This window comes from Shewanella sp. YLB-07 (genome assembly GCF_009377275.1).
The window spans coordinates 52,587-79,063 of the sequence record NZ_VOQB01000019.1 but is presented as its reverse complement, the minus strand read 5'-3'; the positions used below and the strand labels follow the sequence as shown (position 1 = coordinate 79,063).

Annotated in this window: 20 protein-coding genes; 14 read left to right on the top strand and 6 right to left on the bottom strand. The window is 44.9% G+C overall.

Annotated features, from left to right (window positions below):
* The first annotated feature begins 316 nt into the window (after window positions 1-316).
* From rpmH to FS373_RS28270, 6 genes are all read left to right on the top strand, one after another.
* Window positions 317-454: a 50S ribosomal protein L34 gene (rpmH, locus tag FS373_RS28295; protein WP_006083827.1), complete on the top strand. Its 138-nt coding sequence runs from the start codon at window positions 317-319 to the stop codon at window positions 452-454.
* A gap of 14 nt (window positions 455-468) precedes the next feature.
* Window positions 469-825, top strand: a complete 357-nt coding sequence (gene rnpA / locus FS373_RS28290; protein WP_144049173.1) for a ribonuclease P protein component — start codon at window positions 469-471, stop codon at window positions 823-825.
* Complete coding sequence (gene yidD, locus FS373_RS28285; protein WP_144048756.1) at window positions 792-1,049, top strand: membrane protein insertion efficiency factor YidD; 258 nt, start codon at window positions 792-794, stop codon at window positions 1,047-1,049. The genes rnpA and yidD overlap by 34 nt, the downstream gene beginning before the upstream one ends.
* 3 nt (window positions 1,050-1,052) lie before the next feature.
* Entirely contained in the window at window positions 1,053-2,687 is a 1,635-nt protein-coding gene (gene yidC, locus FS373_RS28280) for a membrane protein insertase YidC (RefSeq protein WP_144048755.1), read from the top strand.
* Window positions 2,688-2,813: 126 nt separating this feature from the next.
* The gene (gene mnmE, locus FS373_RS28275) at window positions 2,814-4,175 is read left to right on the top strand and encodes a tRNA uridine-5-carboxymethylaminomethyl(34) synthesis GTPase MnmE (protein WP_144048754.1); all 1,362 of its coding nucleotides are present in this window, start codon (window positions 2,814-2,816) and stop codon (window positions 4,173-4,175) included.
* A gap of 401 nt (window positions 4,176-4,576) precedes the next feature.
* Window positions 4,577-4,888 carry a DUF6916 family protein gene (locus tag FS373_RS28270; RefSeq protein WP_152831135.1) on the top strand — a complete coding sequence of 104 codons (312 nt, stop codon included), beginning with the start codon at window positions 4,577-4,579 and terminating at the stop codon, window positions 4,886-4,888.
* A gap of 4 nt (window positions 4,889-4,892) precedes the next feature.
* Here FS373_RS28270 and FS373_RS28265 read toward each other — a convergent pair whose 3' ends face one another.
* The gene (locus FS373_RS28265) at window positions 4,893-5,390 is read right to left on the bottom strand and encodes a GNAT family N-acetyltransferase (RefSeq protein WP_152831133.1); all 498 of its coding nucleotides are present in this window, start codon (window positions 5,388-5,390) and stop codon (window positions 4,893-4,895) included.
* An 81-nt stretch (window positions 5,391-5,471) separates the two neighbouring features.
* Here FS373_RS28265 and FS373_RS28260 point away from each other — a divergent pair, with 81 nt between their 5' ends.
* Entirely contained in the window at window positions 5,472-6,017 is a 546-nt protein-coding gene (locus FS373_RS28260) for a phage tail protein (protein WP_152831131.1), read from the top strand.
* Between the two features lie 43 nt (window positions 6,018-6,060).
* Entirely contained in the window at window positions 6,061-14,511 is an 8,451-nt protein-coding gene (locus FS373_RS28255) for a tandem-95 repeat protein (RefSeq protein ID WP_152831129.1), read from the top strand.
* A gap of 790 nt (window positions 14,512-15,301) precedes the next feature.
* Here FS373_RS28255 and FS373_RS28250 read toward each other — a convergent pair.
* A complete protein-coding gene (locus tag FS373_RS28250) occupies window positions 15,302-17,887 on the bottom strand; it encodes a helicase-related protein (RefSeq protein ID WP_152831127.1) in 2,586 nt (861 codons plus the stop codon).
* A 221-nt stretch (window positions 17,888-18,108) separates the two neighbouring features.
* Between FS373_RS28250 and FS373_RS28245 the strand changes: the two genes are divergently transcribed.
* Window positions 18,109-19,143 (top strand): hypothetical protein, encoded by a 1,035-nt coding sequence (locus FS373_RS28245; protein WP_152831125.1) that lies wholly within the window; start codon window positions 18,109-18,111, stop codon window positions 19,141-19,143.
* 2 nt (window positions 19,144-19,145) lie between these two features.
* Entirely contained in the window at window positions 19,146-19,574 is a 429-nt protein-coding gene (locus FS373_RS28240) for a hypothetical protein (protein WP_152831123.1), read from the top strand.
* A gap of 62 nt (window positions 19,575-19,636) precedes the next feature.
* Here the strand turns inward: FS373_RS28240 and FS373_RS28235 are convergent, their stop codons facing one another.
* The 4 genes from FS373_RS28235 to FS373_RS28220 form a co-directional block, all read right to left on the bottom strand.
* Window positions 19,637-20,311: a hypothetical protein gene (locus tag FS373_RS28235; RefSeq protein ID WP_144048746.1), complete on the bottom strand. Its 675-nt coding sequence runs from the start codon at window positions 20,309-20,311 to the stop codon at window positions 19,637-19,639.
* Between the two features lie 15 nt (window positions 20,312-20,326).
* The gene (locus FS373_RS28230; protein ID WP_152831121.1) at window positions 20,327-21,331 is read right to left on the bottom strand and encodes a 5'/3'-nucleotidase SurE; all 1,005 of its coding nucleotides are present in this window, start codon (window positions 21,329-21,331) and stop codon (window positions 20,327-20,329) included.
* A gap of 625 nt (window positions 21,332-21,956) precedes the next feature.
* Window positions 21,957-22,460 (bottom strand): mobile mystery protein B, encoded by a 504-nt coding sequence (locus tag FS373_RS28225; protein WP_227993357.1) that lies wholly within the window; start codon window positions 22,458-22,460, stop codon window positions 21,957-21,959.
* Window positions 22,457-22,969 carry a mobile mystery protein A gene (locus FS373_RS28220; RefSeq protein ID WP_152831119.1) on the bottom strand — a complete coding sequence of 171 codons (513 nt, stop codon included), beginning with the start codon at window positions 22,967-22,969 and terminating at the stop codon, window positions 22,457-22,459. The genes FS373_RS28225 and FS373_RS28220 overlap by 4 nt, the downstream gene beginning before the upstream one ends.
* A 162-nt stretch (window positions 22,970-23,131) precedes the next feature.
* Between FS373_RS28220 and FS373_RS28215 the strand changes: the two genes are divergently transcribed.
* The 4 genes from FS373_RS28215 to FS373_RS28200 all read left to right on the top strand — a co-directional run bounded on the left by FS373_RS28215 (window position 23,132) and on the right by FS373_RS28200 (window position 26,273).
* Window positions 23,132-24,112 carry a transposase gene (locus FS373_RS28215; RefSeq protein ID WP_152831118.1) on the top strand — a complete coding sequence of 327 codons (981 nt, stop codon included), beginning with the start codon at window positions 23,132-23,134 and terminating at the stop codon, window positions 24,110-24,112.
* 224 nt (window positions 24,113-24,336) lie between these two features.
* Entirely contained in the window at window positions 24,337-24,609 is a 273-nt protein-coding gene (locus FS373_RS28210) for a HipA domain-containing protein (RefSeq protein WP_322619580.1), read from the top strand.
* A gap of 202 nt (window positions 24,610-24,811) precedes the next feature.
* The gene (locus tag FS373_RS28205; protein ID WP_144048741.1) at window positions 24,812-25,018 is read left to right on the top strand and encodes a hypothetical protein; all 207 of its coding nucleotides are present in this window, start codon (window positions 24,812-24,814) and stop codon (window positions 25,016-25,018) included.
* Between the two features lie 157 nt (window positions 25,019-25,175).
* Window positions 25,176-26,273 carry a Fic family protein gene (locus FS373_RS28200; protein ID WP_144048740.1) on the top strand — a complete coding sequence of 366 codons (1,098 nt, stop codon included), beginning with the start codon at window positions 25,176-25,178 and terminating at the stop codon, window positions 26,271-26,273.
* Window positions 26,274-26,477: the final 204 nt, after the last annotated feature.

Below are 26,477 nucleotides of genomic sequence, written 5' to 3'. Positions count from 1 at the left end.
GCGATCTTATTATTTTAAAAAAGCGGCAAAACCAGCTTTATAAAGCGATCCGAATCGATCTATAATTGGCGCCGCTAGATCGACTAAATGATCACTGGATCCACAAGATGTAGTGGTCATGCACAGAGTTATCCACAAATTATGGTGGCTTTGGCTAGGTCGGCTAGAAAATAAATGGCTAGAATTTTATCACTTGATGCGTTTGCTTGTTGACGGGCATAGTTAAAGTGATTACAATTCGGCCTCTTTTTTACCCCTATTCCTCAATTTTGAGAATTTGGGTTTTGTTCAACTAACATAAAGACGGATTGCCACAATGAGTAAACGTACTTTTCAACCAAGCAACCTAAAGCGTAAGCGTTCTCACGGATTCCGCGCTCGTATGGCTACAGTTGGAGGCCGCAAGGTCCTAGCTCGTCGTCGTGCTAAAGGTCGCGCTCGTCTTTCTGCTTAACAGTAGAAATGCAAGTGACTAGCTATACCTTTACGCGGGAGTTACGTTTGTTAACTCCCGCGCAATTCAAATCTGTATTTGCAAAACCTATCAAAGCTTCTTCCGCTGAAATAACCTTACTTGCTATTCCGAATTCTGAGCAACATCCACGTATTGGATTAACCGTTGCTAAGCGTTTTGTTAAGAAAGCCCACCAGCGAAACAGAATTAAACGTATCATCCGAGATAACTTTCGTTTGCATCAACACGAATTACCTCCGGTTGATATTGTCGTTTTGGTCAGAAATGGCGTCGTAGAGATGGAAAATGCAGAGCTCCATAAATTGGTAGAAAAGCTATGGCGAAAACTCAGTCGCCGCTACAATGGCTAGCAACCACGATTATTCGTGGCTACCAACTCTTTATCAGTCCCCTGCTGGGGGCTAATAAGTGCCGCTTTCATCCAACATGCTCATATTATGCTATCGAAGCCATTCGTTTGCATGGATTTGTAAAAGGCTGTTGGCTTACGGCCAAACGCGTATTAAAATGTCACCCTTTGCATCCGGGCGGTATTGACCCCGTCCCCTCAAAAAAACACAGGTGTAACAAATAGGCTATGGAATCTCAACGCAATATATTGCTTATCGGTCTACTTTTTGTCAGCTTTTTGCTTTGGCAACAATGGCAGATGGATCAAGCTCCACAACCAGTGGCTACTGAAACAAGTTCGGTAACGACGGCATCAAATGCTACAGACGCGCACAGTTCTGATGTTCCAAATGCAGATTCAGCGCTTCCAGCTGCAGTTGTCGCTTCGAAAGAATTGATCACAGTGACTACCGACCAATTAGTCATCAAGATTAATCCAATTGGTGGTGATATCGTCTACTCGGCCCTAATTGAACATAAATTAGAGCTAGAAAATGACGAGCCATTCGTTCTTCTGGAACAAACTAAAGATATTAACTACATATCTCAGAGTGGTCTTATCGGTCGTGATGGTATCGACAGTAGCACTAAGGGCCGAGCTCACTTCAACAGTACATCACGCGACTACAGCATGACTGCGGGCCAAAATACTTTAGAAGTACCCTTGACCTATGTTGCTGAAAACGGTGCTAACTACACTAAGATGTTTATCTTCCACCGTGGTCAATTCAAAATTGATGTCGACTACGTGATAGACAACACCACAGATAAGCAGCTTCAAGTTCAGATGTACGGTCAGATCAAACACAGCATCAAAGAAAGCGAAAGCAGCATGATGATGCCGACTTATCGTGGTCCAGCCTTCTCTACAGCAGATATTCGTTACGAGAAGTACAGCTTCGATGATATGGCTGATAAGAACCTGGATAAGAAGACGCTAGGTGGTTGGGCAGCTATGCTGCAACACTACTTCGTTTCTGCCTGGGTACCACCAGCTGACGACCAGAACACTATTTTCTCCAGCATCAGTGCCGGCGGTCAGGCTAATATCGGTTTCCGTGGCGCCATCTATGATGTTGCACCTGGTGCGACTCAGGCTATCAATGCTCAGTTCTATGTTGGTCCTAAAGATCAGGAAGCACTTTCTGCAATCTCAGACTCACTTAACTTAGTCGTTGATTATGGTTTCCTTTGGTGGATAGCCGTTCCTATCTACAAATTACTTATGTTCTTCCAGTCAATAGTGTCTAACTGGGGTCTGGCGATTATTCTTATCACGCTTACCGTGCGTGGTATGTTATTCCCGCTAACTAAGGCTCAGTACACCTCTATGGCTAAGATGCGTAATCTACAGCCTAAGCTTGCTGAGATGAAAGAGCGTTTCGGCGATGACCGTCAGAAGATGGGTCAGGCCATGATGGAACTGTACAAGAAAGAGAAAGTTAACCCTATGGGTGGCTGTTTGCCTATCTTGCTACAGATGCCTATCTTCATCTCGCTATACTGGGTACTGATGGAGAGTGTTGAACTACGTCATGCACCATTCATGTTATGGATCACCGATTTATCGGTACAAGATCCTTACTACGTGATGCCAATCCTGATGGGTATCTCCATGTTCGTCATGCAGAGAATGCAGCCTATGGCACCGACCATGGATCCAATGCAACAGAAGATGATGCAGTGGATGCCTGTAGTCTTTACCGTGTTCTTCCTCTGGTTCCCTGCCGGTCTGGTACTTTACTGGTTAGTAGGTAACTTAGTTGCTATCACGCAGCAGAAGATCATCTACGCAGGTCTGGCGAAGAAAGGCTTAAAATAAGTCTGAGACCAAACAAGCGTCAATTGAAAAGCGGTTTAATACTTAGGTATTAACCGCTTTTTCTTTTTATGAGAGACTGAGTCTTTCAGTTTTACCCCCCTCTTATTTAGCTTAGGAATCACAGTAATGACAGCAGATACTATCGTGGCACAAGCCACTGCCCCAGGCCGTGGCGGTGTGGGTATCATACGTATCTCCGGCGATCAGGCCAGCGAAGTCGCTATGGCCATGCTTGGACATATACCCAAGACACGTTATGCAGATTACTGTGATTTTAAAACTGCCGAGGGTGAAGTGATCGATCAAGGTATCGCCCTCTACTTTAAGGGACCCAACTCCTTTACCGGTGAAGATATACTCGAGCTACAGGGCCATGGTGGCCAGATAGTGCTGGATATGCTGATCAAGCGCGTGATGGAAACCAAGGGCATTCGCATCGCCAGGCCTGGTGAATTCAGCGAACAAGCCTTCATGAATGACAAGTTAGATCTCACCCAGGCCGAAGCCATCGCCGATCTTATCGATGCCACCAGCGAACAAGCCGCTAAGAGCGCCCTGAACTCACTCCAGGGCGAATTTTCGGCAGAAGTACATGCATTGGTCGAACAGGTCACTAACTTGCGCCTATACGTCGAGGCAGCCATAGATTTCCCCGATGAAGAGGTAGACTTCCTCTCTGACGGTAAAATAGCTGGATCACTCAACAAGATCATCACCAGACTGGACTCGGTCAAGGCCAGCGCCAAGCAAGGTTCGATTATCCGTGAAGGCATGAAGGTCGTCATTGCCGGTCGACCCAATGCCGGTAAATCCAGCTTATTGAATGCCCTCGCAGGCAAAGAATCTGCCATCGTCACCGAAGTAGCTGGCACCACTCGTGACGTACTGCGCGAACATATCCATCTAGATGGCATGCCATTGCACATAATAGACACAGCAGGCCTGCGTGAAACGGCCGATACCGTCGAGAAGATCGGCATAGAGCGCGCCTGGGCCGAAATTGAAACAGCCGATCAAGTGCTATTTATGGTCGATGGCACCACCACAGACGCCGTCGATCCGCACGAGATCTGGCCAGACTTTATCGATCGTCTACCTAATAGGCTCGGTATCACAGTGGTGCGTAACAAAGCAGACCTCACAGGTGAGTCATTAGCACTCACCGAAGATCACGGCCATCCCGTGTTCCGTATCTCGGCCAAAACAGGTTTAGGCATTGAAGAGCTCAAGCAACACCTTAAATCGCTTATGGGTTATCAGAGCAATCTCGAAGGCGGCTTTATCGCACGTCGTCGTCACTTAGAGGCGCTTGATCTAGCCAGCAGCCACCTGATGTTAGGCAAAGAGCAGTTAGAAGTTTATCTAGCCGGTGAGCTATTAGCCGAAGAACTACGCATGACACAGCTAGCCTTATCTGAGATCACAGGTAAGTTCACCTCAGACGATCTACTCGGTAAGATCTTCAGCTCTTTCTGTATAGGGAAGTGATACCAATTGCATTAGGTATCTAACCATTCAGCGAGAGTTCAAAACGTTTTAGACAAGGCTGGGGCTTGAAGCTAATAGTTATTCTATATCTAAAGCCCTAAACGCAGCATAAAATGCTTTGAAACCCGCACTACGTGAGTGCCTCAGGATTTCCACTTCCGCTTTGCATTAATTAAACCATTTCTTCATCAATGCGCCTTGAATTGAAAACCCTGTGGCGCTCTGAATTGATTACATACTTAATGCAACTGGTATACTAAAGTACTAAAATCGGACGTCAAGGCATCCGCCATTTGTACTATTGCGTACACTGTTATTCCTTCCTATATTAAAGTAATAAATATAAGCACCAACAGTCGGTTGAGCATGGATTTGCTTAGTTTGGTAAAGGAATACCTGTTATGCATAGCATTGAAGACTTTAACTTTAAAAATATTGAAGCCATAAAAGGCGAACTCCTGTTAGTAGAAGATACCCAAGGTAATAGCTTGTCAGTTACCGTAAGAGGAGTGAGAACAGGCAGTGCTCATAGCGGTGATTATGAGAGCTTTACTACCCATCTAGTAGACAATGAACCCCAGCGTATCCCCCAAGGCAGTTACAACTTTAGTCACTCAAAAATTGGTCAACATTTTCTGTTTTGCACCGCAACGTCAGCTACTGACTACGAGATAGTGATCAATCGCAGCAAGATTAGCCAATCACCGCCTTAGCCAATTAATCACAACGCCACTCCATCAGAAGATAAATCTCATCGGTCACGGTTTTTAACGTAAAACCGAGCCGTTCATAGAGGACTTTAGCGGGATTATCTCGCTCGACATGGATAGATACGCTAGCACCTAAGGTTTTGGCCTCATTCAACAGCTGACGAAAAAGCGCTGTTCCTAAACCTAAACCACGAAACTCTGGCAACAGAGAAATATCAACAATACGAATGTCCAGACGCGCATCGAGGCAGTAGTCGACAAAAAGACGACCTATGGCTTGATTTTGGTAATAGACAATATCGAATCTGTCGGTGCTGTAATACTGACAATAATAGCGGTACTGGGCAGAAAACTGCTCAGATAAAAAGGAATTTAATTGCAACTCAGACCAGTTAGCTTCGGCAAACTCAGTTCGACGCACACTGATGTAGAGCTGTAATAAAAAGGGCAAGTCAGCTTCGCTATGGGTCTTTAGCTCAAGCGATGCGAATTGTAAATCGCTCATGTTAGGACATTTTTATGTAGTAGATGGTAAGTACCCAACATACGCAAAGAGATGAAAATAACAAGCTTTAGGAGAGTAACAATGTCAGAACCTTTTATCGGCGAGATCAAAATGGTGGGGTTTGATTTCGTCCCCAAGGGATTTGCAAATTGTGATGGTGCCGTTATCGGCATCTCACAAAACCAGGCGATGTTTTCCTTGTTAGGGACTCGGTTTGGTGGTGATGGTCGCACCACTTTTGCGTTGCCCGATCTTCGTGGACGCACCCCTATGCACCAAGGCCATGGCCCTGGTGTATCAGCCCGGATAATGGGGCAAAAATTTGGCACGGAAGCTAATCAACTTAAAACGGAACAAATGCCGAATCATACACACATAGCGACACTTAAAGGTGTCAATAAAGCAGCAAACGAAACGGGGGTAGCTGGCGCTACCTGGGCTCAGGAATCCGATGTCAATGGCGATGCAATTACCGCCTACTCCACAGAGACCCCAGATACGGCAATGAATCCCAAGGCCATCAGCCTTAGCAACACTGGTGGGTCAACAGCAGTAAATAACCTACAACCGACTCTAGTGGTAAATTTTATCATAGCGACTCAGGGCATATACCCACCAAGAAATTGATTGGCAGATAGATCAATCTAAACCCGCCACCAAGGATAGCTTGGTGGCGACTATATCAGAGGTCATTATGTTACTATTGAAACGGATTTCTCACGCAATCATATTAATTGTTGGCAGCATGTTTATCTTGCCGGCTCACGGAGCACTGAACCTAGGTGATATCGTGGTTCTCGGTGTCAATAGTGATGCGCCCACCGATCAAGTAACTATCATGTTGCTGGCCGATATAGCCTCAGGGGAAACCATTAAAATTACCGACCGAGGCTGGGATTCAGACTCGATAGCCTTCTACAGCAACACCGTATCAGAAGGCACAATAACCTGGACAACCACATCTAGCCTAACCGCAGGAAATGTTTATCAAATAGCCATAACTGCTGGTAGCCCAGCAACCCTAGCGACTCTACCAGGAACACTCTCCATCAGTGGATGGGTCTCAAGCGTAATGGCCTCCGGTGGCGATCAATGGCTGATATACCAAGGCAGTGATGTCAGCCCCACCTTTATTTATGGCTTTAGTAACCCTTCTACCAACAATGCTGGGGGAACAGTAGCGGGCAACTGGGTTTCAGCAGGCACAGCAGTAACTTCTACCACCTCCCACCTCCCATCTGGTTTAACCAATAATACCAATGCAATAGCCCTATCCACAGGGACTTATCACAGTGATAACATGTACTATTCTGGTTCACTAGTCGCCACAGATAAAACCACCTGGCTGGCAAGAATCACTACACTGTCGAACTGGACGGGTAATGAATCAACCACCTATGACATCTCACCTGGCGGGGCTATATTCGCAGCTCAAGAAACAGTTACCGGCCTCAATAGTGTGCCTACCACAGCCAACTTCAATGGCGATAGTTTTACCTATACCGAAGGCGGTGGCACACAAGTCTTAGACCAAAGCACTCAGGCCACCGTCACCGATGGCGATAGTGCGGACTTTAATGGCGGTAATCTCACACTGACCATCACTTCTGGCGAAGATGCGGCGGAAGATATTCTCTCTATCGATACCAGCGGCGTAATCTCATTGGCTGGAACATTCGCAGGCAACAATATCTCGATAACTGGTCCAGGAGTGATTGGCACACTGGGAAATAATATCGCTGCGGGTAATGACTTCATCATCAACTTAAACGCCTCGGCTACACCCGCACTGGTGCAAACATTAGTCAGAGCGCTAACCTATCAAAACAGCGATACCGACAACCCCACCACAGGGCCGCGTAATGTGCGTCTGAGTATAAGTGATGGTGATGGCGGCACATCATCAAACGCCGATATCACAGTCTCAGTAGTGGGCAGTAACGATAGTCCGAGCATCAACAACCTTGCGGGTGACAACCTCAATTACAGTGAGGGAAATGGACAACAAAACATCGATACCTCGGCAAACGCCACTGTGAGTGATGTTGACTCAACTAATTTTGATACAGGTAGCCTTACCGCCACCATTCTGACCAATCAAGATGCTAGTGAGGATATTCTCGGTTTTGATAACAACGTCACTACAACCGGGCTAGCCAGTGCCAGTATCACGATAAGTGCGACCAATATCGGCACCCTCACCAATGCCATATCAGAAGGCAATGACTTAGTCATCACCTTCAATAGCAATGCTACCCCAGCCTTAGTGCAATCATTACTGCGAGCGATCAGCTATGAGAATAGTGATACCCTCGCCCCAACTGAGTCGACTCGAACCATCCGCTTGATACTGACTGATGGAGATGGTGGCAGTAGCGGAAATATCGATACCACAGTCGTCGTGAGTGCCATTAACGATCTGCCTGTCGGCACCAACAATAATCTCAACCCGAATGAAAGTGCGGTATTAACGCTGACCACCAGTGACTTTGGCTACAGCGATCCTGAAGGTGACTCGCTTAGCTACATCACCATAACGGCGGCACCGGTTAATGGCATACTTTGGATAGATACAGATGGCAGTGGCACAGTCAACAACGCCGAATCGGCGTTAGCCAGCAACGCCACCATAAGCAAGGCAAATCTAGACGCCAATCTACTCAAATATCTTGCCAATGGCAGTACCAGCTCTGGCTTTACCTTTAATGTTAACGACGGTATTGGCGATGCGTTAGCCAACAACACTATGACCTTAACAGTTAACCCGCGGCCGACAGTCGCCATTAACCAAGCCTCGGGGCAAGCAGACCCCACCAATAACGCCGCAATTGTTTTCGATGTGCTGTTTAATGAGTCGGTTACAGGCTTCGATGCCAGTGATGTGAGTCTTAATCTAGACTCTGGCATGGCAGCAAGCGTGACCAATATTTCAGGCAGTGGCACAACATACCAAGTGACTGCAACGATAACCGCTGGAGATGGCAATATTAGTGCGACGGTTTTAGCTGGTGGCGCTACCGATGCTGGAGGCGCAACCAATAAAGCCAGTGGCAGCACCGATAACCAAATCACTGTTGACAATACTGGCCCACAAATAGTTTCGGCAAGCTTAAATACCGGTAATTTAAAAGCTGGCGATACAATCACAGCGGTATTGAATTTCGACGAAACAGTGGTTCTATCAGGCTCTAACAGTACAGCAACACTCGATATTGGTGGCACCCAACGCATAGCGACCTATCTAAGTGGCCATAACAGCAGCACGCTTAGCTTTAGCTACACAGTTATCACTGATGAAGAAGATACCGATGGAGTCCGATTAGTCTCGCTACAGACCAATTCAGATACCGCACAAGATTCATTAGGTAACTCAGCAACTCTTAGCTTCACGCCGATCACTGAGGCAAGCCTACTCGTCGATGCAATTGCGCCAACTGGATACAATTTATCAATAGATCAATCACAAATAGGCAGCGATGCGACTCTACTAAGTTTTACCATCACAGGGGGAATCAACGGAGATACCTATAGCTATACCTTAAGTGATGGGACAACAACGTTAACTGGTAATGGCACTTTAACTGGAGCCTCCCATAACGTTAGCGCGATTGATGTTAGCGGTCTCGATGAAGCGACACTAACACTAAACCTAACGCTGACCGATAGCTTTGGAAATATTGGTTCGGCGGCCAGCGATACGGTAGTCAAACTGTATAACGTCGCTCCAGTTATGAATCAAGGTACTAGTGTTTCTATCACTATGAGTGAAGATAGCGCACCGACACCATTTAGCCTGACCTTAAACGCCACCGATATCGACACATTGAGTTGGAGCATAGGATCCAATGCCGCTAACGGCAGTGCCTCAGTGTCGGGCAGTAATACTTCTGCCAGCATAAACTACACGCCAACGGCTGAATATTTCGGTTCTGACAGCTTTATTGTTGCAGTCACCGATGGGGAATTTACTGCCACTACAACAGTTAATGTCACCATTACTTCGGTTAACGATCTACCTGTCGGCACCGACAATAATCTCAACCCGAATGAAAGTGCGGTATTAACGCTGACCACCAGCGACTTTGGCTACAGCGATCCTGAAAGTGACTCGCTTAGCTACATCACCATAACGGCGGCCCCCGTTAATGGCAGCTTGTGGGTAGATACAGATGCCAGTGGCACGATCAACAACGCCGAATCGGCGTTAGCCAGCAACGCCACCATAAGCAAGGCAAATCTAGACGCCAATCTACTCAAATATCTTGCCAATGGCAGCACCAGCTCAAGCTTTACCTTCAATGTTAACGACGGTATTGGCGATGCGTTAGCCGACAACACCATGACCTTAACGGTTAACGCGCGGCCGACAGTCGCCATTAACCAAGCCTCGGGGCAAGCAGACCCCACCAATAACGCCGCTATTGTTTTCGATGTGCTGTTTAATGAGCCAGTTACAGGCTTCGATGCCAGTGATGTGAGCCTTAATCTAGACTCAGGCATGACAGCAAGCGTAACGGCTGTATCAGGTTCTGGAGCCAGCTATCAAGTCACAGCCACTATCAGTGCCGGAGATGGAATTATTAGTGCGACGGTTTTAGCTGACGGCGCTACCGATGCTGGAGGCGCAACCAATAAAATCAGTGGCAGTACTGATAACCAAATCACTGTTGACAATACTGGCCCACAAATAGTTTCGGCAAGCTTAAATACCGGTAATTTAAAAGCTGGCGATACAATCACAGCGGTATTGAATTTCGACGAAACAGTGGTTCTATCAGGCTCTAACAGTACAGCAACACTCGATATTGGTGGTACCCAACGCATAGCGACCTATCTAAGTGGCCATAATAGTAGCGCACTAAGTTTTAGCTATGTTATTACCACAGGTGAAGAAGATACCGATGGAGTGCGATTAGTCTCGCTACAAACCAATTCAGATACCGCACAAGATTCATTAGGTAACTCAGCAACTCTTAGCTTCACGCCGATCACTGAGGCAAACCTACTCGTCGATGCAATTGCGCCAACCGGATACGACTTCTCAATAGATCAATCAATAATAGGCAGCAATGCGACTCTACTAAGCTTTACCATCACAGGTGGAACCGACGGCGATACCTATAGCTATACCTTAAGTGATGGGATAACAACATTAAATGGTAATGGCACTTTAACTGGAGCCTCTCATAACGTTAGCGCGATTGATGTTAGCAGTCTCAATGAAACCACACTAACACTAAGCCTCACACTGACCGATAGCTTTGGAAATATTGGTTCGGCGGCGAATGATACGGTTATCAAACTGTATAACGCCGCTCCAGTTATGAATCAAGGTACTAGTGTTTCTATCACTATGAGTGAAGATAGCGCGCCGACACCATTTAGCCTGACCTTAAACGCCACCGATATCGACACATTGAGTTGGAGCATAGGATCCAATGCCGCTAACGGCAGTGCCTCAGTGTCGGGCAGTAATACTTCTGCCAGCATAAACTACACACCAACGGCTGAATATTTCGGTTCTGACAGCTTTATTGTGGCAGTCACCGATGGGGAATTTACTACCACGACAACAGTTAATGTCACCATTACTTCGGTTAACGATCTACCTACAATAACAGGCACACCAGCCACCAGTGTTAAGGTGGGGAATCTATACTCTTTTGCCCCAACCACCACTGACACAGATGCTAATCCCAGTCTCTCTTGTACAATAACAAACAAACCCGCTTGGGCAAGCTTCAATAGCACTACAGGCGTACTAACAGGTACTCCAACGGCAGACGATGTTGGCACTAATAGCAATATTATTATCAGTGTAACCGACGGCACAGATACGGTTAGCTTAACTAGCTTCAATATCTCGGTCATTGCAATCAATAGCGCACCAGTGGCAAGTAATGCCAGTGTGAGTGTCGATGAAGACACTAGCCTGAGCATAACGCCTTCGGTACAAGATGCTGAGGGCGATACACTGAGTTATTCAATCACACAGCCCCCCACCAATGGGCAGTTAAGTCAGTCAGGTTCAATCTGGCTCTATCAGCCAGATAGCGACTATAGTGGCAATGATAGCTTCTCCTTTACCGCTAGTGATGGCGAGTTAGCTTCGCAAACTGCGATTGTGTCTATATCAATTAAGCCGATTAATGATAAGCCTGTCGCTGTTACTGACATGCTCAGCATGCCAAGTACGCAATCCAATGTTTATCTACTGGATCTAATAGCCAACGATATAGATATTGATGGGGATGAGTTATCGATCATCAAGGTTGGCAGCAACATAGGCAAGGCTAAGATAGTTAATAATAGGGTTGAGTACACGGCAGAAGCAGGAGTCCAGAGCCAAATAAAGATAACTTATGTTATCTCTGACCCTAGCAAAGAGACAGCTAAAGCAGAGGCGATAGTCACTATAGACAATAGTGCAAATCCGCTACTCCCCACTCTGACACTACCTGCAGATATAGAGATAAATGCCCAGCAACTCTTTACTAAAGTCGATTTAGGTTTTGCCACGGCGCTCGATTATTTAGGTGAACCCGCCCATGTAACACGGCTCACTCAAGGTAACCACTTCAGCTCAGGTACACATCAAATATTCTGGCAAGCGACCGATAGTGAAGGTAATAAAGTCACCGACAGCCAGATACTCGTCATACACCCCTATCTGACTTTTGCAGAAAATGAACAATCAGCAGAAGATAGTAATTATCAGGTTAGACTATCATTGAGTGGCCAGGCACCCAGTTACCCTCTCACGATTCCTTACACTGTATCCGGGACCAGCGACACCAGTGATCACAGTGCTATTGATGCTGAAATTGTTATAGATAAGGGCACTAGAGCGGTAATCGAGCTCACTATCTATGGCGATAATGAAACCGAAGTGGATGAAACTCTAGTACTCACCTTTACAGCAAATACACTAGGCAATAAAGTCTATAGTCTGTTGATCACCGAAGGCAATATTGCACCGCAGATATCAACTGAAGTACAACAAGCTGGTCAGCAACGACATATCATTGTCACCAACAGCGATCTGGTCACCATCAGCACCGATGTTTTCGATGCCAACAGCCAAGATAGTCATAGCTACCAGTGGATGCCAGTAAGCTCAGCTGTCGTTAATACTTCGAACCAAGACTCTGTATTCGAATTTAGCCCTGCTGGCCTCATTGCTGGACTCTATCCAATCACACTAACCGTCACCGATGATGCAGCTACCGCGCTAAGTAGCCAACAAACCATCTATCTCGAATTGGTCACAGCACTCCCCGTACTGACTGATGCAGATAGTGATGGTGACCTTATACCAGATAGTTATGAAGGCATAGGTGACAGCGATAATGATGGTATTCCAGATTACCAAGATGGTGTATTACCTTGTCATATAATGCCTGAACAGATCCCTATGCAGCAGCAATTCTTAGCCCAAGGGCAGAGTGATATATGTCTGCGTAAAGGTCTTCAAAGTTCCGATAATAGCTCTGGTGGGTTACTGCTCACCGACGAAGAGGTCGAAATAAAACTAGGCAGTGATACCAATGTTGAAAACATCGGCGGTGTCTTCGACTTTATCCTGTTTGGCCTGCCTCAAGTGGGCGGCACCTATGACATAGCGATCCCACAACAATTGCCGTTACCCGAGAACCCAATATATAGAAAATTCATCCAAGGTAACTGGCAGAACTTTATCCAAGACAATAATAACCAACTGGCTTCGTCATTAGGTGAAGCGGGTCATTGTCCAGCCCCTAACGATCCAAGCTGGGTAACAGGTCTTACTCAAGGACATTGGTGCGTTAAGCTATCGATACAAGATGGTGGCCCTAACGATAATGACGGCATAGCCAATGGCAGCATCGTCGACCCAGGGGGAGTGGGTGTCGCACGTTCAAGTAATATTTTACCTGTCGCGAACCCCGATAACATAACTATGCAGGCCAACACAGCAGAATTAATTGATGTGCTTGCCAACGATATCGATGCGAACGGCGATCAACTCACAATACTTGGGGCCAGTACCAATATAGGCACTGTCGCTATAGAAAATAATCAGCTGCGCTACAGCACTGAAACCGATCACTATGGAGAGTTGATAGTGAACTACAACATAGATGATAACAATGGTGGTACAGCTCACACCACTGTGGTTGTCAACGTAATAGCCAACTCGGCTCCACTCGCTATAGACGACACGCTAAATACCGATGATCAGCAAGTGGTCGAGATAGATGTACTTGCTAATGACAGCGATAAAGAATCATCAATAGATCTCATTTCAGCCACGGCTGAAGTTGGTAGCGTCGAGATAACAGCCAACCAGATGCTTAGATACACGCCTGTTGAGGGTTTTGAGGGGCTAGATACCATCGACTACACCATCACAGATGAACACGGGGCACAATCACAGGCACAAGTGATGATAATGGTCACAGCAGCTAAAGAGATAACCATACAAAACAAGGCTTCGTCAGGAGGCTCTATAGGGGGATTAATTTTGATTTTAGGTGCATTTGTGTTTATAGCCCGTAGTAGATTAGGGCTGTTACTCTTAAGTCTTATAGGCTTTAACAGTGTAGCGAGTGACTGGTCGATTGAGACAGAGCTGGGGCAGAGCTGGGCAGACTACTCCAGCCAACAATCTATCCCATCGGGTGAGCTAATCTCCTACGATAAGAGTGACTTTAGCTGGTCATTGGGTGTTGGCTATCTAATTGCTCCTAGATGGCAACTCAGTGCACGCTATATAGATATGGGACAGTCCAGCGCACAAATACAAGCCACAACAACATTGCCAACCGAGCTGCAGTACAATACCCCTGTACTGGCCAAGGGAGCCGGGGTAGATATCGCATATAGTTTTTGGCAGAGCGAGCGATTTAGCGCCTCGGCTAGCCTAGGCGCTATCTATTGGCAGCAGGAGCTAAGTAGTGAAATTTTAGATAGCCCATCAAGTAAAATTTCATCTGACAGCGATCACTTAGATGCTTACTTTGGCCTCAATATTAAATATCAACTCAGCGCTAATTGGCACACAGGAATCAAAGCCACACGCTATGATCTAGAAGCTAACTCGGTTGATAACCTCTACCTTATGCTTGGCTATCGTTTTTAGCCTAAGCAGATAGTTTTCTAATTTAGACAAAACGCCTAATACTCCATCACACAAATTATGAACAGTTGCCTTTACTCTAAATAAGGCACCTGTTCTCTAGGGAGCAACATTTCATATACTCCTTATTTTTCATGTGATTGAGTTCAGCCCTCCCCCTCGATTTCTCAAGCTCAAAACTATGCTATGGGAACGACAACAAAACACAGAGAGCGAGTATAAACAGGATGTTTAATCTTGCTATAGCAAATTCTGACTAGTTCCTAGGCTCTAAAAAATAAAAATACATAACTCTGAAAAGATCAGATTCTTATACCTATTGCTATTAAATAAAACGAACGACTGAATATTATGCTTTATGCAGCTAAATTAGCCGATAAAGTCACTATTTTAGGCGATAAAAATAGCAGATCTAAGCCTGTACGTTTTTTGATCTCGATCAAAATCATCAACAGACATATCAACAAGTAATCTAAAATTAGATCTTTTATTCAAACACCAAGCAGATCTCAGCCTAACTAGTTGATGCGGATAGAATAAAGATGTTTTAAAACATATCTATTTTACTTGTAAATTACAAAAATTAAGATCTTAGTTGAAAAGTTATACGCAAAACGAATTTTAATTCTGCTGATCAAAATCGATCTGATCGAGCAAAGATCAAAAACAATTTTTATAACTTCGATCCTTTGAGATTTTTACTCAATATATCTCTCAAAAATTAAGCTCGATAATAAAAAAAGAGGTCATTAAAACCACTCGATTACTAGGTCAATAAGCTAATAAACATGGGTCATTTTACATCCACGACACGGCTCGCCTTCTTGTATTGAATCTTCCAACCTTGCCAACGAGGTAACTCCCAGCGTTTAGGGCCGGTTTTGCGAGAACCGTTGGCATAAACTAATGTCACCACCTTGCGTTTAGGCTGGTATTCCACATTCAGTTTAAGGTCGGCTAATATCAGCTTAGACGGGTATAAGTTATCGAAATCTTCGCGCTGCCAATCAGGGATCCCCTCGAACAAGAGATCATCCGCCTCTATCAGTTCCAAATCATCAAAGCTTTCTACCCCTAACTCATTCAACCTCTCCATAAGATAGAGATCGAACACCAATGGCTCCTCACCTAAGCTGTTAACCAGACCCGATTCGGCAAATTGCTCCTTAGCCTTTCCCAGTGCTAACCAGATATTCCAGGCGGCAATATCATTTTTCAAACGCTGGGATAAGCCCTTAAATTGACGACCGACACTTATGCTACGCACAATAGCCTCAATCGCCTGCTCTCCCTCGACTTGTTTCAAGCGGGAACCTATCACTCTGCCAGCGTAAAGCGTCTCAACCACCAGTTTATGGCTCTGCCCCTTCTCCTTACTATCTCCCAGACGCTCCTCACCTAACTGCGCCTCTAACAAAAAGTTAAATGAGATGGGTGCCATACAAGAGGCCAGATTCAGCGTCTGCTTTGCCCCTTTACCGGCAATTGAATGCAAATCGAATATCACCGCCGCTAACGCACTCTCCTTGCCATCGACTCCCTTAACCTCACTACAGAAACGACTGACACGGCCGATTTGTGCCTCGCTAAAACCGTTTCCAAGGGCTGTGATGCGTTTTTCACGTCTTACGTAGGCGAGTTCAGGCGCCACCTTGATCACGGCTAACAGCCAACGCCGGCGTAGCTCAATGTCTTTACTGACTAACGCGGCTGATTGCTCGACACTCTGCAAACCCAATGCCGAACGGATCTGGTTTGCCAGCATGCGTGCCTCTTTACGGGCTCCTCTATTCACATAGCCGGCATCGGCGTCCCCGAGAAAATCGGGGAGCTTGTCTCTTACTATTTTTATTAGCGTAAATGCATCACAGCCCAGGGGCTCCCACTCACTCAAGAGTTTAAGATCAAACTCACTGGTGGGTAACTTGAACAAGCCCTGTGGCACACTCAGGGCCGCGGCAAGATCGACCATCAAGCCACGGCACACATCGTCGGGCATGGCACTGATAAGGTGAGCAAACTGAGTATCTATCGGTAGCGGAGAGAGTTTCTTACCATGAGCCGTGATCAACCCGTCTGCATCAATGGCTCCCATAGCCAGTAACTTTTGTTCGGCAATAGCCAATGACTTAATAGGCAAGTCATCGACGAACTTGAGATCAGACAGCTTATAACCACAACAAGCGGCTGCTAGCATAGGTTCCACCAGCTCTTCACGTTGAAGTTCTGGTGGTGTCATGGCTTCCATGGGCGCACTCTTACCCCATAAGCGAATACAGATACCGTTTTGCGTACGGCCAGCACGCCCCATTCTCTGAGCACAGCTGGCTTTAGATATTCTCGCTAGAGAAAGTACGGTACGACCGTTACGCTGGTGGGTACGCCGCTCAAGCCCACTATCCACCACAGCTGTGACTCCAGGGATAGTCAATGAGGTTTCCGCCACATTGGTCGCGAAGATAACTCGCTGGTGATCGGCTTGCTGCAAGACTTTTTTCTGATCTTGAGGACTGATCCCGCCATGGAGCGCTAAAAGCTCCAATGGTTTGCCACTCGCCAAGACCAAAGACTGACAACTTTGCAGAGCACCTTGAATCTCACGCTTACCCGGAAGAAAAACCAATATATCTCCATCGGTCTGTTGCAACAAACCCGACACTGCAGTTTTTACCGCTTGTTCCACGCCGCGAATGTCAGGCAGGTGGTGACTCTCAAGGGCCTGATATTTTAGTTCCACGTGGAACCTTTTTCCTTCCGCCACTAAACGAAGTGCAGTTCGCGCTTCTCCAGAGCTTACAACACCTGCTTGAACGGCTAAATCATTACTTAAGTCCTTGCTTAAGTAGCGGGTTAAGCGTTCACCGTCTATGGTGGCCGAAGTCAGAATCAATCTGAACTTGGGTGAAGATTGGGCCTTCAACTTCAACATAGCCAGCAGCAAGTCAGTGTCCCAACGACGTTCGTGGAACTCATCGATAATCACAGTAGCGAAACTGGCTAAACCGCTTTCCTGCAGCCAACGTAGGGCTATGCCCGGTGTAACGAAGGCTATCTGAGTATCATTAGTCACAGTTGAATCGAAACGTATGGCATGGCCCACTTTTAACTCAGTTTGCCCGCTGACAAATGAAGACAGTGCCAAACAAGCAACCCGCCTGGGTTCCACAACTAAAACACGTTTAGGTCTTCCAACATTCGGTCCTTCACTATCAGGTTCCGCGCACCAAAGTGGCAAACGGGTAGACTTACCCGAACCAGTATCTGACTCAACCACTAAGTGATTGTCATTTACTGCTAATTTAAATTCATCATAAAGTTTATCTATGGGGAGAGAATCAATAACAACTTGTTGAGGCTTATCCATTTGGCTATTTGACATCCGTTATGCAATTGAAAATTGTTTAATACGAGTTTGAAATATTAGATTGGCAAACAAAAATTATAATCCTGAACTCAACTCTGAGTAGCGAATAAAAAACACCGTAAATCAATGACGACTTAATTCCAAAACTCTGTTTTTGTTACAAATAGACTTCTTATTATCAGTCATAAGTTGTAGTATTTATGTTGCAAAAATATAACAACATAATAGGGAACATCATGTTAATAAGAATAATTCCGGCCATTTTCATCGCTTTTTTAGTGAGTGGCTGTACCGCAACACCAGCGAAACAACCTTTAAATGCACCGCTCACAAATAAATCAATAAATGTCTATTCATTGATCTCACAGGATGAAATCGAAGCATTATATCCAATCAGTAATAATTCTGCAGTTTCAGCACAATTTGGACTGATAGGTGCATTAGTAGGTGGGGCGATTGATTCATCGATAAATCAGTCAAACGCAGAAAAAGCGAATGACAGTCTAGTAGAGATAAGGAACCAGTTACTAGATTTGGACTTCGATCTCCTCTTTGAAGAAGAGATACGCAAAAAATTAGATGACCAAGTACATATAGGCTCTATAACAACCATAAAATCAATAGATGAACTAAAAAACAGATTAGAAGTTGGTGAGAGTTATCTCTTACTATCAACGAGTTATAAGCTTGACATTGATTTCAGAACACCGCTAATCGAAACAGCTGTGACCCTATCTGAACATGGGAAGACAAAAAAGAGCTCAAAAACACTATATAAAAATAGCTTCACCTATTTTGGGACATCTCTGCCCCTTGCAATAAAAAGCCAAGCAGATATAGATAAAGAAATAACAGAGCTAAATGAAAAATTTACCAGTAAAAGTGATGCTTATCAAAGCTCACATAAGAATAAAATGAGACTGAGGAAACAGGTCAGGAAAGCCAAAAATACCAGTTTAGATCACGACCAATCTGTAGATATTGCAGCAAGAGCTTGGAACCAAGAATATAAAGGCACTTTAAATAAAGGGCTTAGGAGTGGAATTCAGGATTTATTTTCCATTATCGAGACAGACATAGAAGATAGAACAGATCCTAAACAATATGAAAAAATAGGTACAACACCAAGTGGTTATCCTAATTACCATAAATCAATTTTAGTAAGTGAAAGTGACAGTAGAAAAATCATTCGATTCACAAGCGGGGCCAGAGCTGGAGCGCTATGTTCTATGCCTAACACAGAGTCAGACATAAAAGTTGTTTGCATATAATTGTGAAATATCCGCTTATCTTACTCATACTTAGTTTGACTGCTTGTAGTTCAACCAGTCAAATTGACCTGAAAGCTTGTGATATTTCAATTAATTTTGATATTTCAAAGAGAGTAAAGGATAGAAACATTCTGGATCTTGAAGCATTAAAATTACTAGTTAATCAACACTATAATAAAGAGCCCAAATCAGATAACCCACTAAACATCGAACTAAAAAAAGCATATTTAGGTCGTAACCATCTGATTATAAGTGCAAACGCAGTCATTCAGGTTACCAATAAAGGTGAGAAAGTCTATTTCCGCTCCAATGAGGTCGACACCAACATGATTTCTTCTAAGAGTGAGTGGCAGTATGCCTTAGAGGTGGCTGTTTTTGAATCGATTGATAAAGCCATTTTAAAATATAGCACTTGTAAAAAAAGGACTTAAAGTCCGACAAAAATAGGGATAGTAAACATATAAACTATCCCTATTTTATTAATCCTATGGTATTACAGCTTTACCCAAGTCGTCGGAATCTCAGCATTAACGGTTTGAAATTCAAGGCTGAACAATTCATCGTTATCACTGATATAGCTCATGATCCCAGTCAGATTATCGAAGCCACATGCATCTTGCAGCGCGTTATCGGCCAGTTCAAACATCAACACCTGCTCGTTAAGCTCATAGGATATTGAACCATTCGCCTCACAGCCTGCACCAGAGACAGTTAATTTATTATCTGCTGCTATGACGACGCGGTATGGCTCAGACTCAAACAGAGCGCTATAACTACCGAGTACAAGATCTATGTTTACCGCCTCTTGTGTCACTTTAGATAGAGTGAAGCTCTCAACCACTGATGAGCAAAGCCACAGATTATTATCCGGGATGCACTCATATTGCTCATTAGCAAAGGTCAGCTTATTTGAATCCTGATGATAAATCCCAGAGTAACTTACCTGTTGATCCCTCTCATCCCAAAGGGTGACAATTGTTTTAGAAGGCATTAGATCGGAGGCGGCTAAATTGATTGCCGTAGCTGTCACCTTCAACGGCGTTCCCGCTTCGCTATAGGTCACACCAGAGAAAACACCCGACACTTGAGGCGCTTTATTATCATCGCTATCGCTGCTGCAACCGGCCAAAAACGCCAGGCTAACCAGGCCTATAAGACACTTTTTCATATTCTGGTCCTTCGCTTATAAGCCAGACAAACGCTGTTGAGTCAGGGCAACCTTAGCTCTGGTCGCCTGCACACTGCCGTCTATGGTACTGATCGTGATGTAGCCATTCTTAACTGCGACACCTTCGGAGTTTTCATTGCTGTCATTCACGTCACTTGGAGCGAAACCGATACCTTGCTTGCCTTGCAACATTCCCTTGGCCATGGCTAATGCCTGCTCCATAGACTCGGCGGCTCCCTGATCAAACAGGATTTGCGCGAAGTAGCCGACTATCATCTCGTTTTCACTGAAATCTTCGACAAACTTAAGCGCTATACCTCCACCGTTCCAACCCACATCGGTAAAGCGATAACCTAAGCTGGCATCGATATCTTGAGGCATATTGATGTTTAGCCCCATGTAAGCTGGCAGAAGCGGCTGATTATCAGCGCGGCTGGCTTCCAGCTTATCGATCACATTCACCACCACATTGGCAATCTTAGGCCCCTGAGTGGCATCTGACAGAGAGTTCTCACTGCCACTCACTGCGATAGCCGGAATACCACGACTGAGCGCAATCATGGTCGCTCCTAAGGTGCCGGAGTTATTATTCATATAACCTAAGTTATTGCCTTCATTGGGACCGGAAACCACTAGATCCGGCGCCTTACCCCACTTCTTCTGCGCCGCGACATCTATGCCATACAAGACAGACATAACCGGCGTGCCTTCGACATAATCTTCGAAAGCTTGGCTAGTATCCACATCCCCAATACAGAACTCATACTGATCGGCCTTAGTCTCATCCACCTTCACCGATTTAAAGAAACCAAATGAGCCGCCCTTACCACTCTGCCCAGTACAAGGCGCTGCCATTATCACATCGTGCCCTTTAGCAACCAGCGCCTCTTTCATCGCCTTGATGTTATGGGTATTCCAGCTATCGTCGTTAGTTAACACAATATTCAACGCCGCAGCAGGAGCGGAAACCAATAGAGCTTGAGCAATCAGCGCAGACAAGAGACCAGTTTTAATTTTCATTTTATTCCCTACTTCTTTATCTAATACCAGACGAGCTATCACTAAGGCTATTTATCTGGACGAACACCAGAGTTGGCCACAGAAAACCTTTGATAGACGACATATCATTCACTAAAAGCCACCAACCATAGAGAAAGAAAATGAAGGGAATGTGACAACAGAACAGCTGAAACCATAAAAATACAAATTGATTCACTTGTCACCTCACATGAAGAGCACCAAGTGTGGCAAATAGCTTTGAAGGTTAGGATTTCGTTTCATTTGGCTGGTTGAATGTTTGATGGATTGAAGCGAGTAATACCTTCATTGTGACTTATCACCTCTTCGACTTAATTAGGTCGTTTCTGAAATAGCGAGTGTGGAAAGACTATTTTCAAGGAAAGGCATTAGAGCTTTGGGATCGTCAGATTCAAATAGAGTGATACTGTCTTCGTCATGTCCTATTTCGATATCCCATTCAGAAGCGCTGAAACGAGTAGCTGTGGCGGAAAATACAGTGTATCTATATAGCCTCTTCATAAGAGGTTAATTACCCATACTCTCAAGATATTCAACGAAAGGGGCGAAGTCGCCCTTATCAGCTTCTTTAAGACAAGAGATATAAGCACTGCGCTCATTGCTTATATTAGCAAGATCTCCTTTGGCCCATATTAGAGGTGACTCTATCCAATAGAAAAATACGAACGACGTCAGTAAAAATACGAGAATGCCTGCCATTGCCATTTGGAAACGGATGAATCCATACAAGCCTGTGCTGTATACGAGCGCAAAGCTCTAGATTTGAGTAGTGTTCATACTCTATCCAAAGCTTCGCATCTTCAAGAAAGTTGCCAAGATTTACTCGAACCTGGAGCGGATCACATCCAATGCTAAGCTCGCGAGTTCTTATGTTCCCAGCCCACTTCCAAACATCACCAAATAGATTTTGATGTAGATCCAGAACAAAGTCTGTAGAGAAGATGGAATCAAGGGTTAGATCTGTCCTATAGCTAGCCCACATCTGCCCTGCAAGAATGTTGGCTTGCTCAAGTTCATTAAGCTGGTCTCTTGTTGTGACGTGCGCGTGTTTCAACCCTTCCATATCATCAGGATCGAGCGGTGTAGCGCCATCTGGCTCATCAATAATCAAGCTTTCTCGTCCTTACTCTGCAACCATAACTTGCGGCCGCCTTCACGCATGATCTCTTCAGCCAGCTCGTCAATCAAATACTGCTCCTTGTCCTTGCTAATGGATTGAGCTTCCAAAAACATATTCTTAGAAGCCTTTCTAACTTCCGTTGAGGCAATTTTAAGGGCTCGATCGCTAATAGTCTCAGCCACTGCCTTCTTAGGCTTTAGTGTGTATGAGAACTCACAATCCAAAGCATCTGCTAATGCTTTTAGCTGGTTGAGTGTTATATCCCCTCCAGCTTCTCGCCTCTCAAGAACAGAGACTCTATTCCTGGTCATCCCTGCACGAACAGCGAGTTGGGCGCCTGACATATCAAGCGCTTTTCTAATCGTTCGAACCCACCCCTCTTTTGGTACTGTGGGGGTAAATATATTAATCACGCCATCGACAATTTCTCGATATTGTCTAAGAACGGTCTTCTTAACTGTGCCTTTTTGCTTTAATGACTTGGCTTGAAAAGAGTGCATAGCAACCTCACTTCCCATGGTTCATACAAAATTACGTAACCAAATTTAGCTACTAAATATGATGTTTGTATCAATTTAAGGAAGAACAACCAAGACACCCAGGATTGTCAGATGAAGATCCCTTGACTACGTTTAAGTAAGAGTTGTTGAGGAGGGGGTGTTATGCCAACACCAAGAAAAGCGTTAGTCAGTTTAGAGGACACACTCTATTATCACTGCGTATCTCGTTGTGTTAGAAAAGCATTTTTGTGCGGAGTCGATCATCATACTGGTCAATCTTATGAGCATAGACGGGGTTGGGTTGAAAGTCGGCTACTGGAGCTGGCATCTGTGTTTGCTATTGATATCTGTGCTTACGTAGTGATGAGTAATCATTTACATCTAGTGTTACGTATTGATGTCGAATTAGCTAAGCATTGGTCAGATGTAGAAGTGGTTACTCAATGGCAAAAGCTGTTTAAAGGCGATAGCCTTAACCATGATTTTGTTAAAGGTGAACCACTTGAGTCTTATCAACAAAACATTATCAATAAACGAGTAAAAGAGTACCGCTTAAGGCTGATGGATATCTCTTGGTTTATGCGGGCACTCAACGAACCTATCGCTCGTAGAGCCAATGCCGAGGACAAGTGTAAAGGCCGTTTCTGGGAGGGACGATTCAAGTCTCAGGCTTTACTTGATGAAGCTGCAGTACTTGCCTGTATGGCCTATGTCGATTTGAACCCTATCCGCGCTAAGATGGCTAAGACACCGGAAACCTCAGACTTCACTAGTATTCAAAAACGCATCCAAGCTGCCATGAAAGGTGAGCAGCCAACATCACTGCTGCCCTTTGTTGGTAATGAGAGTAAAGGCATGCATAAAGGGCTCATGTTCAGTGCTAAAGATTATCTGCAACTTGTTGATGATACTGGGCGAATAGTCAGAGCCGACAAGCGAGGCTCTATGAGTCAAGAGTCTGCTAATATTTTAAATAGACTTAATATCCCGCAAGAAAACTGGATAAAACTGACCACAGAGTTTACTAATATTTTCAAAGGGGCTGTGGGCAACACCCAAGAATTAACAGCGTATTGTGAACATCTTGAGCGCAAGCGCCGGCAAGGTGCAGCCAATTGCCATCGATGGCTAGATAGCGCTTAATCAAGAGTTAGAGATACCCATTTCAAATTATTGTATTTAAGCATTACCAAATGACTGTTTGGTTCTTCTGATGTCTTATTTTCAAGGAGGTAGTCGAAATTTCACTCATAACAGAATATTTGAGTATTGTCTGGACAAGCAAGTGGGTGGATTGATACCGCAATGAGTTTATCTGGAAATCAGGCTCTAGTCGGTACTGGCTATCTAACGGAGAATAATCTTGGGTGTCTTGGTTATATTTCTTTGCCAGTAATCAAGATGACCACAGTAAAAACTGGGCATTTTTGCAAGATGACTCGGGTCGCTGGAGTCCAGCACCGTTTTACGATACTACCTACAGCCCACATCCCTTTAATGAACACTCAACCTCATTTATTGGTCATGGGAAGCACCCCCCATTATCCACGGTTCAGAAGCTTGCCGAAACCGCAGGCTTTAACCGCTGGCAAGAGGCCAAGCAGCTTATAGAGGAGATCGTTGATATCACTTTTTGCTGAATTAGCAAAAGATATTGGCGTATCTAAACAGACAATTAAAGAGGTTGAAAGCACACTTTCACAGCGTAGAATCGAAAACAGCTCACTATTTTGAGTTAAAACTGGAGTTAACTTACTTGTCAGCTAACAAGTTTGGGTAATGGCTTTTTGGTTTCATTGGGCTTAATTATTATTTGGCGGATTGAAGGTAATCGGACCTTCATTGTTACTTATCACCTCCGGTGAGGTAGGTGCAGATGCTTCTGCGAGACGCTGTGAAGCCATCCCTGGCCGCTTTACGGTTTCATCCTTGAAACCGAAACTCGCAGCCGCATCTACACCTGTTGGTAAAGCAAAAACCTACCTCTCCGATTTAGCTTCTACAGCCCAAAGAGACACGCCACCTTCCAACTTTTACCCAGTCAGTTAAACGAATATCAACTGCCTCAAATCGGGATAAAACCGATTTGAGGCAATTAGAAAGGCTATTAGCCTCACCATGTGAGGCAATTAAGCTTGTTATTCGCCTCGCATAGTGAGTAGAATAACAGTGTTATTTGACTAATAGCTACTCATAGAGGTTCTATATGTGGATTTGGCAACAAGCTAACTGGCCTGACTTTCGCTGGGAAACTGATAATATAGCCTTATTATTACGTCAGGTTAGTTTCAACCAGGGCTTGCTGCTTGGTAAATTAGATAGTGAGCCATCAGCTCAAATGACACTTGATACCTTGCTGGCAAATATCATTCATTCCAGCGCAATTGAAGGCGAAAAACTCAATGCCTTCTCGGTACGCTCATCTTTGGCCAACAAGCTAGGTATCAGTGATGAGAAGCCCTATCCCACCACGGTTCAAACTGATGGCTTAGCTGAGATGACACTAGATGCACTACAAAACTGGCAAACAGAGTTAAGTTTACAGCGGATCATGGATTGGCATACATTACTCTTCCCCGAAGGTTATACCCTGTTTAATCCCGTTCAAGGTGGCGTGTTACGGGGTAGCGAGCCTATGCAAGTTATCTCGGGGCGTATAGATAAGCCAAAAGTCCATTTTGAAGCCCCACCTCGCTCTGGGCTCGAAGATGAACTCACAAGGTTTATAGATTGGTTCAACAGATCACAGCAAGATGTGGCAATGGATCCCTTGATCCGTGCAGCCATCACTCACCTGTGGTTTGTGACTCTACATCCACTCGATGATGGTAATGGCAGAATAACCCGCTTACTAACAGATTTAGCTCTCGCACAGGCAGAAAACCGCTCTATCCATTTTTATGCCATGTCAGTGAGTATCCTAGAGCGCAGACAAGCCTATTACGATATTTTGGAAAGCACTCAAAAAGGCGAGTTAGATATTACCTCCTGGTTAGTCTGGTTTTTAGATACGCTCAATAGCAGTTTGCAGAAATCACTCAATGATATCGCCCAAACAGTAGCGAAAACTAACTATTGGCAGCGTGTCGATCAGACGTTATTGAGCGGTGAACAAGTGAAAGTGCTTAATAGACTGCTGGATGGCGAATTTGAAATAGGTATAAGCAGTAGCCAATACCAGAAGGTCACTAAAGTAAGTCGTGCAACAGCGACTCGTCATCTGGCACAGCTTGTTGAGCAAAGCTTTTTAGTGAAAGCGGGAGCTGGTGGGCGAAGTACAAGATACTTGCTAGCTAGCAAGTAACGCAAATAGCTTTCTGGTTAGGTTTTCGTTTCATTTGGCGTTATTTTTATTTGGTGGGGTTTTAGTCGTTCATAACATTTATGATGCTAATCGCCTCCAACGGGGTATGTGCATACGCTTCTGCGAGGCGCCGTAGTCCCTACTTCCCTGTCATCGAAGCTCGCAGCCACATCAACTCCTATTGGTAAAGCAAAAGACTCCCTC